The sequence below is a fragment of the Ferrovibrio sp. genome (genome assembly GCF_035304305.1).
Taxonomy (GTDB): domain Bacteria; phylum Pseudomonadota; class Alphaproteobacteria; order Ferrovibrionales; family Ferrovibrionaceae; genus Ferrovibrio.
The window spans coordinates 1-13,659 of the sequence record NZ_DATGQG010000150.1 but is presented as its reverse complement, the minus strand read 5'-3'; the positions used below and the strand labels follow the sequence as shown (position 1 = coordinate 13,659).

The window sequence follows — 13,659 nt, the reverse complement described above, 5'->3', positions numbered from 1 at the left end:
TGCGGCAGCCATGATTCTCTCGGAAATATCCATCAAGCGGCCGGTCTTCGCGACCGTGATGTCGCTGGTCCTGATCATTTTCGGCCTCTTCGCTCTGCGCACAATGTCGGTGCGCGAGTATCCCGACATCGATCCGCCGGCAGTGAGCGTACAGACGATCTATCGCGGCGCATCGGCCGAGATCATCGAAAGCAAAATCACCCAGATCATCGAGGATTCGGTAGCCGGCATCGAGGGCATCCGCAGCATCACCTCGACCAGCCGCGAGGAGTCGAGTTCGATCAGCATCGAATTCAACCTCAGCCGCGACGTCGATTCCGCCGCCAACGACGTGCGCGACCGGGTCAGCCGGGTGCTGGCCAAGCTGCCCGACGAGGCCGACCCGCCGACCATCGCCAAGACCGAGGCCGACGCGCGCCCGATCATCTACATCTCGCTGTTCAGCGACCGGCTTTCGCTGCTGGAACTCACCGACTTCGCCGACCGCTATCTCGTCGACCAGCTGTCGATCGTCAACGGCGTTGCCTCGGTCAACATCTACGGCGCCCGGCGCTATGCGATGCGGGTCTATCTCGACCGGCTGGCCATGGCAGCCCGCAATGTGACGGTGCAGGAAGTCGAGGACGCGATCCGGCGCCAGAATGTCGAACTGCCCTCGGGCCGCGTCGAGAGCACGATGCGCGAGTTCACCGTGCGTGCCGATTCCGGCCTGCGCACCGCGCAGCAGTTCCGCGAAATCGTGATCCGCGAGCAGGACGGCTATCTGCTGCGGCTGGGCGAGGTGGCGACAGTCGAGCTCGGCGCCGAGGACGACCGCACCGAGCAGCGCGTCAACGGCACCACCGCCATCGGGCTCGGCATCATCCGCCAGTCCAAGGCCAATGCGATGGAGATCTCGCAGGGCGTGGCCGCGGCCGTGCAGCGCATGGAGGGCAGCCTGCCGGCCGGCGTGCGCATGGAAGTGACCTACGACCAGTCGAAATTCATCAGCCAGTCGATCTACGAGGTCTTCCACGCCCTCATGGTCGCGCTCGGCCTGGTGATCGGCGTGATCTTCCTGTTCCTGCGCTCCTGGCGCGCGACGCTGATACCGGCCGTGGCGATTCCGGTCTCGGTGATCGGCTCGTTCATCGTCATCGGCGCGCTGGGGTATTCGATCAACGTGCTGACCCTGCTGGCGCTGGTGCTGGCGATCGGCCTCGTGGTTGATGACGCCATCGTGGTGCTGGAAAACATCCACCGCCGCATCGAACTGGGCGAACCGCCGCTGCTGGCAAGCCTGCGCGGCTCGCGCCAGATCGGCTTCGCGGTGATTGCCACCACCATCGTGCTGATCGCCGTTTTCGTGCCGATCTCGCTGATGGAGGGCAATACCGGCCGCCTGTTCCGCGAATTCGGCATGTCGGTGGCCGCCTCGGTCCTGTTCTCCGGCTTCGTGGCGCTGACGCTGACGCCGATGATGTGCTCGAAGCTGCTGCACGAGGCCAAGGATGAGGGCTGGTTCCATCGTGTCACGGAGAAGTTCTTCGTCGGCATGTCGGACACCTATGGCTGGCTGCTGCGCAGGGCGCTGGGGGCGCCGGTGGTCGTGCTGGCGCTCGCCGGCCTGGTCTCGGTCGCGGCCTGGCTGATGTTCACCTCCCTGCCGCGCGAATTCGCGCCGACCGAGGACCGCGGCGTGTTTTTCGTCTCGATCACCGGCCCGGAAGGCTCCAGCTACGAATACACCCGCAACAACGTGATCAGGATCGAGGAAGCGCTGCAGCCCTTCGTGGAGAGCGGCAACGTGACCGCGGTGCAGTCCTTCGTTGCGCCGGCCTGGGGCGGCCGCCCCTCCTCCGTCAACTCCGCCTTCATGGTGGTGCGCCTGAAGGACTGGTCCGAACGCGAGGTCAAGCAGCAGGAGGTCGTCCGCGAGGCCTTCCCGAAGCTGCTCGGCATTACCGGCGTCCGCGCCTTCGCCATCAACCCGCCCAGTCTCGGCCTGCCGGGCGCGCAGGCGCCGGTGCAGTTCGTGCTCGGCGGCCCGACCTACGCCATCCTCGATGAATGGGCGGAGCGCGTGATCGAACGGGCGCAGCAGAATCCCAACCTGCTGAACGTCGACAAGAACTACAAACCCAACCGGCCCGAGGTCCGCGTCCGGATCGACCGCAATCGCGCCGCCGATCTGGGCGTGCCGATCGAGACCATCGGCCGCACCCTGGAAACCATGCTGGGTTCGCGCGAGGTGACCAATTTCCAGCGCGACGGCAAGCAGTACAAGGTGCTGGTGCAGGCCCCTGCCGAGCAGCGCCTCACGCCGAACGACCTCAACAGCATCTATGTCCGCGCCGGCGGCCAGGGCGGCAAGCTGGTGCCGCTCTCCAGCGTCGTGACCATCGACGAAGGCGCCAACGCGCGCGAACTCAACCGCACCGATCGGCTGCGGTCGGTCACCATCACCGCCTCGCTCGCGCCCGGCTATACCCTGGGCGAGGCCCTCGAGTTTCTCGAGCAGACGGCCGCCGAAGTGCTGCCGCCGGAGGTGCGGATCTCGTATTTCGGGCAGAGCCGGGAGTTCAAGGAATCCTCGGCGGCGATCTACCTTACCTTTGCCCTCGCACTGATCATCGTGTTCCTGGTGCTGGCGGCCCAGTTCGAGAGCTGGATCCATCCCACCATCATCATCCTCTCGGTGCCGCTGGCAGTCACAGGCGCGCTCGGCGCCCTGCTGCTGGTCGGGATTTCGCTTAACGTCTACAGCCAGATCGGCATCATCATGCTGATCGGCCTGATCGCCAAGAACGCGATCCTGATCGTCGAATTCGCCAACCAGCTGCGCGACGAGGGCCGCAGCATCACCGAGGCGGTCACCGATGCGGCCGTGATCCGGCTCCGCCCGATCCTCATGACCACCATCGCCACGATCTTCGGCGCCTGGCCGCTCGCCTTCGCCAGCGGCGCCGGCGCGGAATCGCGATCGGCGCTCGGCTGGGTCATCGTGGGCGGCATGTCGTTTGCCACCCTGCTCAGCCTTTTCGTCGTCCCGGTGCTCTATAACCTGCTGGCACGCTTCACCAAACCGGCGGGCTTCATCGCCCGGCGGCTGACCGAACTGGAGCGGCGCCCGGATGTCGATGCCGGGCGAACCGAGCCGGCGGAATAGAATAGCCACCGGACTTTCCCGCGCCGACAGGTTACCATTTGTTAACCTGACCGGCCCGGCTCGCCTGTGATCTCGTCGGCGCTGGTGGCCACAACGACAAGCGGGCACAGGAATGGGCGCGGACAGCGACGACGAGCGGCGGAAGTTTGACGACGCGGTGGCGAGCGCCCAGGCGGCGGTCGCCGGCCTGTCCGACCGGTATATCGGCTGGGTCAACGACGACCTGGAACGCCTCGACGCCGCCATCGCCCGGCTGGGACGGACGGAGAATGCCGCCGCCCTGCGGGTCGTCTACGACGTCGCCCATGACATCAAGGGCCAGGGCAGCACCTTTGGCTATGGCCTGGTGACGGCCATTGCCCACCGGCTCTGCCGCTATGTCGATGCCGCGGCCCAACGGCAGACGGTCGACCGCACGGTAATCGACGCCCATGTGAAGGCGCTGCGGACCGTGGTGGACAACCGCATCCAGGGCAACGCGGGCGAGCTCGGCGCGGAGATTCTGGAGGCCCTCGAAGAGGCAGCCCGGAAGAGCCTGAGCTGAGACACCGATCCGGCCGTCAGCTCTCCTCACCGCTGCGCCGGAAAGGGCCGGGATAGTCCGGCCGCGCGAATCGCCGGCGGTCGGGACCGAAATAGCCGCTGCTGCGCACGAAGGGGCGCGGCTTCTCCACCACCTCGCGCAGCCGCGTCTCCAGCGCCTTGGGCGAAAGCGGCAGCACGAGCACCTCGTTGACGCCGGCATCCAGCGCCTCGCGGATCCGCTCGCGGGTGACGGTCGCCGTCGCAACGATGACCGGCAGGAAGGGCATCGGCGAATCCGGATCGCGCCGCAACTGCCGCACGAGATCCAGGCCATCCGCGGCATCTCCGGCGGCCGGCGGCTCCCAGCGGCAGATCAGGACATCCGGCCGGCTCTGGCGCTCCCGCAGGAGATCCCAGGCTTTCGCCCGGTCAGCGACAATCGCCGGCTCGCGGATGCCGAAGCCGCCAAGCAGGCTCCGCCACGTCGCTGCCATGGCGGCTTCGCCTTCGACGATCAGCAGGTTGAGACGGCTCAGCTCATAGGGCATTACGGAACTCCGGCTGCCGCTTTACATCGCCGCGGCACAATGATCCGTTAGCATACAGAACCGGAGCCAGCGATGCCCTCAGCGGACGACCAGGACGATATCCATTATTACGAGCCGGCCCGGGGCCATGGCCTGCGCCATGATCCCTTCAAGGCCATCGTCGGTCCGCGACCGATCGGCTGGATTTCCACCTGCGACCGCGACGGCAGGGTCAATCTCGCGCCCTACAGCTACTTCAACGCCTTTCACGACAGGCCGCCGATCGTCGCCTTCGGCAGCACCGGCTGGAAGGACAGCATCCGCAATCTCGAGGAGACCGGCGAGTTCGTCGCCAGCCTGGCGACCAGGCCGCTGGCCGAGGCGATGAACCGCACCTCGGCGACCGTCCCGCCCGAGGTGGACGAATTCGCCCTGGCCGGCGTCACACCCGCGCCCTGCCGGCAGGTGAAGCCGCCCCGGGTCGCCGAAAGCCCGACGGCACTCGAATGCAAACTGCTGCAGATCGTCCGGCAGCATGACCTCGAGGGCCGGCCGCTGGATGCCTGGATGGCACTCGGCCAGGTGGTCGGCGTGCATATCCGCAAGGCCTATCTGCGCGACGGACTGTTCGATACCGGCGCCGCCCAGCCGATCATGCGGGCCGGCTATCTGGCCGATTACGTCGAGACCACACCGGCAACCATGTTCCGGATGCAGCGGCCCCGGTAGCTACCCAGACGGGTAACGGCCACCCCTGCGACCCCGCGTCGCGGCAGTTTTTCTAGCCAGCCCGCCATGCCGGGCGCTAATATCCGCTCACCAGCAAGATTTCACGCCGGCGGGGGTTAAATCGGCCGTCGGCAAAGCAGGCAGTGCCCCATGGACTACGAAGCCCTCTTCGGCCAGGCGGTCGACAAGTTACGCGCGGAAAAGCGCTATCGCGTTTTCACCGAGGTGGCCCGCAACTGCGGCAGCTTCCCGATTGCCGATAATTACAGCGGCATCGGCCCGGCCAAGATCACCATGTGGTGCTCGAACGACTACCTCGCCATGGGCCAGAACCCGGTGGTCATCGAGGCCATGCAGCAGGCGGCCGCCGAGTTCGGCGCCGGCGCCGGCGGCACCCGCAACATTTCCGGTAACAGCCACGCCATCGTCGAGCTGGAGCAGGAGCTGGCCGATCTGCACGGCAAGGAGGCGGCGCTCGCCTTCATGTCGGGCTACATCGCCAACCAGACCTCGCTCGCCACGCTGGCGAAGCTGCTGCCCGGCTGCGTCATCCTTTCGGATGCCGACAACCACAATTCGATGATCGAGGGCATCCGCCAGTCCGGTGCGGAACGCCACATCTTCCGGCATAACGACCTCGCCCATCTGGAAGAGCTGCTCAAGGCCCTGCCGGCCGACCGGCCGAAGCTGATCGCCTTCGAGAGCGTCTACTCCATGGACGGCGACATCGCGCCGATCCACGCCATCTGCGATCTGGCCGACCGCTATGGCGCCATGACCTATCTCGACGAGGTGCATGCCGTCGGCCTCTACGGCAATCGCGGCGGCGGCATCGCCGACCGCGACAATGCGATGCACCGCCTGCATGTCATCCAGGGCACGCTGGGCAAGGCTTTCGGCGTGGTCGGCGGCTATATCGCTGCCTCGAAAACCATCATTGATGCCGTGCGCTCCTATGCGCCGGGCTTCATCTTCACCACGGCGATGCCGCCGGCGATCGCGGCCGCGGCGGCAGCCAGCGTGCGCTATCTGAAGCGCAGCCAGGTGGAGCGGGCCCGGCACCAGGAACGCGCCGCCACCCTGCGCCGCATGCTGGTCAATGCCGGCCTGCCGGTGCTGGTGAACCAGAGCCATATCGTGCCGGTCATGGTGGGCGACCCCGCCCTGTGCAAGGCGGCGTCCGACCTGCTGCTGAGCCAGCACGGCATCTACATCCAGCCGATCAACTATCCGACGGTGCCGCGCGGCACCGAGCGCCTGCGCATCACGCCGACCCCCGTGCATACCGATGCCATGATGCAGGCGCTGACCGCGGCGCTGCTGGACGTGTGGCAGCAGCTCGGCCTGCGGCGCCAGGCGGCCTGACGCGGACGGGCGGCGGCTGAATTCCGCCGTCGCCGCCCTCGCGGGCGTTCCCAAACCGCCACCGGAGCTTGTATAACGGGGCAGATCAGCACCCCGTATCCGATGTCCGTTTTCCATCCGCTCCTGGATTTTGGCCTCACCGTGCCGCAGCTCGAAATTCTGCGGCAGCGGATGAACGTGCCGCAGATGGTCTATGTCTGCGGCCCCGCGGGCGGCGGCAAGACCAGGCTGGCGATGCTGATCGCCTGGACCTACTTCCAGGCGCACAAGCGCCCGTTCCGCATGGACGGCGCCGACATGTCCCCGGACCAGATCCGGCAGTCGGCGCGCGAGAAGAATTGCGGCATCCTGTTCAACGACCTGTCTGCCGCCCCGCAATATGCCAAGGCGGCGCTGTGCGTCGACAGCCATATGGTGGCGCTGGGCGTGCCCTTCGACGGGCCCGGCACCGCCGCCCAGGCGCGGGAATTCCTGTATGCCTATCTGCCCAAATTCGCGCTGCGGCGCGATCTCACCGTTCTTGCGGTGGCACGCTCCGAAGCCGCGCTGGGCCGCCAGCAGGCCAAGGTCGACCTGCTGACCGCCTGAGCATGCAGAAGGCCCGGATCCTCCGGGCCTTCTGTCTGTCTGCGGCGCCTCAGATTCGTCCCATCGCAAGGAGCACGACGATGACGATCAGCACGAGGCCCAGTCCGCCGCTGGGATAGTAACCCCAGCCGCTGCTGTAGGGCCACGAGGGCAACGCCGCGATCAGCAGCAGGATCAGGATGACCACCAGGATCGTCCCGATGCCCATCTATCCTCTCCTGCGCCCGAACAGGAAGAGCAGCAGCCCGCCGGCGGCGGCGGCCGCACCGGCGATCAGGAAGGTGATGGTCTGATCGCTGAAGCGGCCGGTAACCGCTTCGGAAACCTGCTCGACCGGCGCCTGGGAGGCGTTATACGCCATGCCCAGGAGAACCAGTCCGATCACCAGCGCCACTGCGCCTATGATGCGCGGGAGCGACATGGGTGCTTACTGCTTTGGCCGCACGATCAGGTCGTTGCGCACCGCGCGCACGCCCTCGACATTGCGCGCGACCTGCTCTGCGCGTGACTTCATCGCCTGGCTCTCGACGAAGCCGCTGAGCTGCACAGTGTCGCGGAAGGTCTCGACATTGACCTGCAGCGCGCTGGTCTGCGGATCCTGCACCAAAGCGGATTTCACCTTGGCGGTGATCGTCGCGGAGTCGATGTACTGGCCGGTCGATTCACGCGAACCATCGCCCGCGCAGGCAGCGACCGCGCCACCCAGAGCCAGAACGACGACAAGGCTACGGCACATATTCAGCATGGCAATCTCCTGTTGTTGGGATGAAACGATACGGACGTAAAAGGGAGAAACTGGACGCGGAACGCGACGCTGGACGAATGTCCGGAAGGAAGGAATACGGGCCGGCGCTGGTGCGCCGGCCCTGGAACTAAAGACGTGTTACCGCCAGATCGGCTTGCCGAGATTGATCTGGTCGTCATCAGTGAAGTAGCCGGTCGCTGCGCCGGCTGCGCCGCCAAGAGCCGCTCCGGTGAGCGGTGCGCCAACGGCCGCGCCGCCAAGCGCGCCGGCACCGGCGCCAATCGCGCCGCCCGAAAGCGCACGATCCGATTTCGACGCACCGCAGGCACCCAGACCCAGCAGGGCCACCACGGCAACTGCGCCGGCAATCCGTTTCGTTGTACTGCGATCCATGAGTCGCCTCCTCGAATAGTTGCAAAACCGGAGTCACCGCCCAGCCTTGCTGTGCGGGATGTCCCAATCGCAGAAGATGTCACGATCAGGTTTTTCAATTGCGGTTCGCCGGTTCGTTCAATGGCAAACCAACAATGCGCCGCCGCTTAGGTTCCGTTTCCGGAAGGCGGCTGTGTCCGGGTCAGGTAAGAACGCCCGGAAGGCTTTGCATCGGAAGGGACGCGGTTATCGCAAATATCTCACGCAGCGCGGACGCCGGTTTCCGGTGACCACGGCGTGTCCGGGAGGCGAACGCTCGAAATGAATCAGACGAAGAAGTCCGGAATGAGATCCGCTTCCGCCACGCCTTCATGCCGGTAGCGTGAGAAATCCGTAACGCCGGCCGAGCGCAGGACTTCGTCGTCGATGAAGAAGTTGCCGGTGCATTCGCGGCTGGGGCGGGTAAGGATGACATGCGCGGCGTCAGCCATGATCTCCGGCTTGCGGCACCTGCGCCGGAAATCGGGACCGGTGATCACGTTCATCGCATCCGTGTCGATGGCGGTGCGCGGCCAGAGTGCGTTCACCGCCACGCCCCTGTCGCGGAACTCGCCGGCCATGCCCAGCACGCACATGCTCATGCCGAATTTCGCCATGGTGTAGGCGACATGCGGCGCGAACCAGCGCTCTTCCATGTTCAGCGGCGGCGACAGGTTGAGGATATGCGGGTTGGCGCTCTTCAGCAGATGCGGCAGGCATTTCTGGCTGCACAGAAAGGTGCCACGCGTATTGATCTGGTGCATCAGATCGTAACGCTTCATCGGCGTCTCCAGCGTACCGGTGAGGCTGATCGCGGAGGCATTGTTGACCAGGATGTCGATGCCGCCGAAGGCCTGCACCGTCTGGTTCACGGCCGCCTCGACCATCGCCTCCTCGCGCACGTCGACGATGAGCGGCAGCGCCCTGCCGCCGGCCTTCTCGATCGCCTCGGCCGCCGTGTAGATGGTGCCGGCGAGCTTCGGGTGCGGCTCGGCGGTCTTGGCCGCGATGGCGATGTTGGCGCCGTCCTCCGCCGCCCGTTTGGCGATGGCGAGACCGATGCCGCGGCTAGCGCCGGTGATGAACAGCGTCTTGCCCCTGAGATCGGCCATGCTTTTCCTCCCGCTTCCTGCGCGGCTATTCCGCGGCGGCGCGCACCGCCCGGTCGGACCGCCTGAACTCGTAGACGCCCTCGGCATTCAGCTGTCGCGTCACCAGGCCGTTCCGCATCAGGTGATGCAGATGAGCCAGCGCCTCGCCGACGGCCAGCGTGATATGCCCGCTGACATCGCGCTTGAACAGCAGCGGCAGCGTCGCCGGCACCGTATGCGGCTCCCGCAACGCCTCCAGCAGGGCCTCCAGCCGGATCTCGTGATGCCGGCGCAGCATCGCGATGCGCGTTTGCAGGCCGATGAAGGGATCGCCATGGGCGGGCAGCACCAGCACATCGGCCGGCAGGTGGGCGAAATTGCCCAGGGAGTCCAGATACTGGGTCAGCGGATCGGCATCCGGCTCGCCCGGATAGACGCCGATATGCGGCGATATGCGCGGCAGCACCTGGTCGCCCGAGATCAGCAGGTTCAGGTCTGGCGAATACAGGCAGGCATGCTCGGGCGAATGGCCGTTGCCGACGATGACCTGCCAGTCCTGCGCGCCGATGCGGATGCGGTCGTTGTGGCTGATGCGGTGGAAGCTGCGCGGGATCGGCGTCACCGATTTGGAGAAGTTGCCGTAGCCGCGGGCGCGGATCGCCTCGATCTGCGCCTCCGGCAGGCCGGCGCGCCGGTAGAAGGCGATCACGTCGGCCGGCACTTCTGGCATGGCTTCCAGCTCCAGCATGCGGCCGAAGCTCCATTCGCCCAGGGTCATCCAGAGCGGCGCCTGCCAGCGCTCCTGCAGCCAGCCGGCCAGTCCGAGGTGGTCCGGGTGGAAATGCGTGCAGAGGATGCGGGTGATCGGCCTGCCCTGCAGGTGGCGCTGGAAGACCTGCTCCCAGATCTCCTGCAGCTGCGCCGAGCGGAAGCCGGTATCGACGACCGTCCAGCCCTCGCCATCCTCGAGCAGCCAGAGATTGATATAGTCCAGACCCGGGATCGGCACCGGCATGCGCAGCCAGAACACGCCCGGGCGCATCTGCATGACCTCGCCGTCGCCCGGCCGGCCGGTCTTCGCCGTGCCCTGGCCGGAAAACGGATAGCTCAGGCCGGCCCCGCGATCGGCTGTCGGCGTGCCGTCGATGCCGGGTGTCTGCAGGTCGCTCTTCTGGTCTTCTGACACAATCACTTCCTCTGGGGAGACACGACAGAGTAATTTGACGTTTACGTAAGCGTCAACCCGAGGAAGTCGAGCGGTAACCCGCCGGTAATCAGGCCCGCAGCAATTCGGGCGTGACCTCCGACACTCCCTCCGCGCCCTCGGTCGCAGCGCCGCACAGGCCCTCGACGCCGGACAGCACCTGCTCGGCGAAAACCCGGGCCGACACGATCTTGGCGGTGAAATAGGGATCCGTGCTGCCGCCGGCAATTTCCGCCTTCGCCGCCAGCGCCTGGCGGGTCAGCAGCCAGCCGCCCACCACGGAGGCGAAAGCGCGCAGGAACGGCGTCGCGCCGGCCAGCGCGACATCGGGCTGCGCCGCAAGCTGCTTGCCCATCCAGGCCGACGCTCTGGTCAGCGCGGCGAGGGCGGCATCGAGGTTGCGATGGATGCTGGCAAAGCCCTCGCCCGCCTTTGCGGCTTGCGCCGCCACGCCGGCGATCTGCGCAAACAGCGCCTTCACCGTCTCGCCGCCGTTGAGCGGCAGCTTGCGGGTCACCAGGTCGATGGCCTGGATGCCGTTGGTGCCTTCGTAGATCGGCAGGATGCGCGCGTCGCGATAATGCTGCGCGGCGCCGGTCTCCTCGATAAAGCCCATGCCGCCATGCATCTGCACGCCCATGGAAGCGACCTCGCAGCCAATATCGGTCGCCCAGGCCTTCGACAGCGGGGTCAGCAGTTCAACCAGCGCCTTCCACTCCTTCCGCGCCGCCTCGTCAGGCAGATGATGCGCGCGGTCGATGGCGGCGGCATTCAGGTAGATCAGGCCGCGGCAGGCCTCGGTGAGGCTGCGCATCAGCATCAGCGTGCGGCGCACATCGGCATGCTCGATGATCGCCACATGCTGGTCGGCGCTCATGCCGGGATGGCGGCCCTGCCTGCGCTGCTCGGCATAGGAAAGTGCCTGCTGGTAGGCGCGCTCGGCGATCGCCAGGCCCTGGCAGCCGACCGACAGGCGCGCGTTGTTCATCATCGTGAACATGCAGCGCATGCCCTGGTTCTCGGCGCCGAGCAGCCAGCCGATGCATTCGTTGTTGTCGCCGTAGGACATTACTGCCGTCGGGCTGGCATGGATGCCGAGTTTGTGCTCCAGCGAGACGCAGCGCAGGTCGTTGCGCTTGCCCGGCTTGCCGTTCGCATCGGGAATGAATTTCGGCACGATGAAGAGCGAGATGCCCTTGGTGCCGGCCGGCGCGTCAGGCAGGCGGGCCAGCACGAGATGGACGATGTTCTCGGCCATGTCGTGCTCGCCATAGGTAATGAAAATCTTCGAGCCGGTGATCCTGTAGGTGCCGTCGCCCACCGGCACGGCCTTCGACTTCAGCGCGCCGACATCGGAACCCGCCTGCGGCTCGGTCAGGTTCATCGAGCCGGTCCATTCGCCGCTGACCATCTTCGGCAGGTAGAGCGCCTTCTGCTCGTCGGTGCCGTGCGCCATGATCGCGTCGATGGCGCCCTGGGTGAGCAGCGGGCAGAGCGAGAAGGCGAGATTGGCCGACTGCACCATCTCCTGCGCCGCCATGGTGACGGCCCAGGGCATGCCGCCGCCGCCGAGCTCTTCCGGAAACGGCATGCCGTTCCAGCCGGCTTCGGTGAACTTCCGGTAGGCATCGGCGAAGCCCGGCGCGGTGCGCACCACGCCGTTCTCCACCTTGGCGCCATGCAGATCGCCGCCGCGGTTCAGCGGCGCCAGCACGCCGCTGGCGAATTTCGCCGCCTCTTCCAGCACCGCCGTCACCGTGTCGGCGTCAGACGCATTCTCCAGCCCGCCCAGCTGTCCCAGTTCGGCCAGCCCGGCGATCTGTTCGAGCGTGAAGCGCATATCCTTGAGCGGGGCGGCGTAATCCATGGCGGTCTCCTGACGCAGAATCTCTTGTGGCGCTGGCATAATATGGCCTGCAGCGCCTAGCAAGGCCATGGGCGGCGGGTTAGGGTCTGCCCGCCATGGTTGACGTAACGATTTCAGAGGCCGCCGAACGGCTCCGATCGGGCGAGATCGTCGCCTTTCCAACCGAAACGGTCTACGGCCTCGGTGCGGACGCCACAAACGCCGCTGCCGTGGCAAAGATCTACGCCGCCAAGGGCCGCCCGGATTTCAACCCGCTGATCAGCCATATTGCGGAATACGCGCAGCTGGAGGGGCTGGTCGTGGCGGATGACCGCGCCCGGAAACTGGCCGAGGCTTTCTGGCCCGGGGCGCTGACCCTTGTGCTGCCGCGTACGCCCGGCTGCCCGGTGGCCGAGAGCGTCTCGGCCGGGCTGCCGTCGCTGGCCCTGCGCATGCCGGCGCATCCGCTGGCACGCGAGCTGCTGCGGCAGGTCGGCCGGCCGGTCGCCGCGCCATCCGCCAACCGCTCCGGCCATGTCTCGCCCACCACGGCGCAGCATGTGCGCGACAGCCTTGGCCCGGATATCGCCATCCTCGACGGCGGCCCCTGCCCCGTCGGCCTGGAATCCACCGTGATCGGCCTGACCGGCGAAACGGCCATGCTGCTGCGGCCGGGCGGAATCGCCGGAGAGGAGATCGAACGCGTGCTGGACACGAAGCTCGCGCGGCCGACCGACGCCCGGCTGGAATCGCCCGGCATGCTGCTGAAGCATTATGCCCCGCGCCTGCCGGTGCGGCTGAACGCGACGGCCGCCCGGGGCCGGGAAGGCCTGCTCAGCTTCGGCCCGCCGCCGCCGGGTTTCGCCATGGTCTATCCGCTGAGCGAGAGCGGCGATCTGGCCGAGGCCGCGTCGAAGCTGTATGCCGGCCTGCATCACCTCGACAGCCAGCCCGGGCTGACCGGCATCGCCGTGATGCCGATTCCGGAAGACGGACTGGGCGCGGCCATCAACGACCGGCTGACACGCGCCGCGAGAGGACGATAGACTATCCCGATGAACGCACTGGCACCCGACCTCCTCTCCCGCTTCCGCGACATCGTCGGCCCGAAGGGCTGGACGACGGATGAAGAGACGCTCGCCCTGCATACCCGCGAATGGCGCGACCTCTACCAGGGCCGCACGCCGCTGCTGCTCAGGCCGGCCAGCACCGAAGAGGTCGCCGCCATCGTGAAGCTGGCGCGCGAGACGAAAACCCGGCTGGTGCCGCAGGGCGGCAATACGGGGCTCGTCGGCGGCGGCATTCCCTTCGACAGCGGCGACGAGATCATCGTCTCTCTGCAGCGCATGAACCGCGTGCGCGCCATCGATCCGCTGAACGACACGATCACGGTCGAGGCGGGCTGCATCCTGAGCCAGGTGCAGGAGGCCGCCCGTGCCGCCGGCCGGCTGTTTCCGCTCTCCATCGGCTCGGAGGGCAG

At 66.8% G+C, this 13,659-nt stretch carries 15 protein-coding genes; 7 read left to right on the top strand and 8 right to left on the bottom strand.

From position 1 onward, the window contains the following. Positions 1 to 10: 10 nt before the first annotated feature. Complete coding sequence (locus tag VKZ87_RS16355) at positions 11 to 3,148, top strand: efflux RND transporter permease subunit (protein WP_324222334.1); 3,138 nt, start codon at positions 11 to 13, stop codon at positions 3,146 to 3,148. 112 nt (positions 3,149 to 3,260) lie between these two features. Next, on the top strand, positions 3,261 to 3,692 hold the full coding sequence (locus VKZ87_RS16350) for an Hpt domain-containing protein (protein ID WP_324222333.1): 432 nt from the start codon (positions 3,261 to 3,263) through the stop codon (positions 3,690 to 3,692). 16 nt (positions 3,693 to 3,708) lie between these two features. On the opposite strand, the gene VKZ87_RS16345 is transcribed toward VKZ87_RS16350, so the two are convergent. Next, a complete protein-coding gene (locus tag VKZ87_RS16345) occupies positions 3,709 to 4,221 on the bottom strand; it encodes a response regulator (protein WP_324222332.1) in 513 nt (170 codons plus the stop codon). Positions 4,222 to 4,293: 72 nt separating this feature from the next. Here VKZ87_RS16345 and VKZ87_RS16340 point away from each other — a divergent pair, with 72 nt between their 5' ends. The 3 genes from VKZ87_RS16340 (at position 4,294) to VKZ87_RS16330 (ending at position 6,882) form a co-directional block, all read left to right on the top strand. Continuing rightward, positions 4,294 to 4,929: a flavin reductase family protein gene (locus VKZ87_RS16340; protein ID WP_324222331.1), complete on the top strand. Its 636-nt coding sequence runs from the start codon at positions 4,294 to 4,296 to the stop codon at positions 4,927 to 4,929. Positions 4,930 to 5,079: 150 nt separating this feature from the next. Further along, the gene (hemA, locus tag VKZ87_RS16335) at positions 5,080 to 6,294 is read left to right on the top strand and encodes a 5-aminolevulinate synthase (RefSeq protein WP_324222330.1); all 1,215 of its coding nucleotides are present in this window, start codon (positions 5,080 to 5,082) and stop codon (positions 6,292 to 6,294) included. Between the two features lie 141 nt (positions 6,295 to 6,435). Continuing rightward, positions 6,436 to 6,882: a hypothetical protein gene (locus VKZ87_RS16330; protein WP_324222329.1), complete on the top strand. Its 447-nt coding sequence runs from the start codon at positions 6,436 to 6,438 to the stop codon at positions 6,880 to 6,882. A 49-nt stretch (positions 6,883 to 6,931) separates the two neighbouring features. Here VKZ87_RS16330 and VKZ87_RS16325 read toward each other — a convergent pair whose 3' ends face one another. The 7 genes from VKZ87_RS16325 to VKZ87_RS16295 all read right to left on the bottom strand — a co-directional run bounded on the left by VKZ87_RS16325 (position 6,932) and on the right by VKZ87_RS16295 (position 12,200). After that, positions 6,932 to 7,084: a DUF3309 family protein gene (locus VKZ87_RS16325; protein WP_324222347.1), complete on the bottom strand. Its 153-nt coding sequence runs from the start codon at positions 7,082 to 7,084 to the stop codon at positions 6,932 to 6,934. A gap of 6 nt (positions 7,085 to 7,090) precedes the next feature. Next, the gene (locus VKZ87_RS16320) at positions 7,091 to 7,303 is read right to left on the bottom strand and encodes a DUF3185 family protein (RefSeq protein ID WP_324222328.1); all 213 of its coding nucleotides are present in this window, start codon (positions 7,301 to 7,303) and stop codon (positions 7,091 to 7,093) included. 6 nt (positions 7,304 to 7,309) lie between these two features. Continuing rightward, positions 7,310 to 7,627, bottom strand: a complete 318-nt coding sequence (locus VKZ87_RS16315; protein WP_324222327.1) for a BON domain-containing protein — start codon at positions 7,625 to 7,627, stop codon at positions 7,310 to 7,312. Positions 7,628 to 7,765: 138 nt separating this feature from the next. Beyond that, positions 7,766 to 8,020 carry a YMGG-like glycine zipper-containing protein gene (locus VKZ87_RS16310; protein ID WP_324222326.1) on the bottom strand — a complete coding sequence of 85 codons (255 nt, stop codon included), beginning with the start codon at positions 8,018 to 8,020 and terminating at the stop codon, positions 7,766 to 7,768. A gap of 305 nt (positions 8,021 to 8,325) precedes the next feature. After that, positions 8,326 to 9,150, bottom strand: coding sequence for an NAD(P)-dependent oxidoreductase (locus tag VKZ87_RS16305; RefSeq protein WP_324222325.1), 825 nt, complete (start codon positions 9,148 to 9,150; stop codon positions 8,326 to 8,328). A 25-nt stretch (positions 9,151 to 9,175) separates the two neighbouring features. After that, positions 9,176 to 10,315, bottom strand: coding sequence for an MBL fold metallo-hydrolase (locus VKZ87_RS16300; RefSeq protein ID WP_324222324.1), 1,140 nt, complete (start codon positions 10,313 to 10,315; stop codon positions 9,176 to 9,178). An 88-nt stretch (positions 10,316 to 10,403) separates the two neighbouring features. Continuing rightward, complete coding sequence (locus tag VKZ87_RS16295; protein ID WP_324222323.1) at positions 10,404 to 12,200, bottom strand: acyl-CoA dehydrogenase; 1,797 nt, start codon at positions 12,198 to 12,200, stop codon at positions 10,404 to 10,406. A 95-nt stretch (positions 12,201 to 12,295) separates the two neighbouring features. On the opposite strand from VKZ87_RS16295, the gene VKZ87_RS16290 reads away from it, so the two are divergent. Together VKZ87_RS16290 and VKZ87_RS16285 are read left to right on the top strand one after the other, a co-directional pair. Then, positions 12,296 to 13,225: an L-threonylcarbamoyladenylate synthase gene (locus VKZ87_RS16290; RefSeq protein WP_324222322.1), complete on the top strand. Its 930-nt coding sequence runs from the start codon at positions 12,296 to 12,298 to the stop codon at positions 13,223 to 13,225. Between the two features lie 9 nt (positions 13,226 to 13,234). Beyond that, on the top strand, positions 13,235 to 13,659 hold a 425-nt coding region (locus tag VKZ87_RS16285), incomplete at its 3' end, for an FAD-binding oxidoreductase (RefSeq protein ID WP_324222321.1).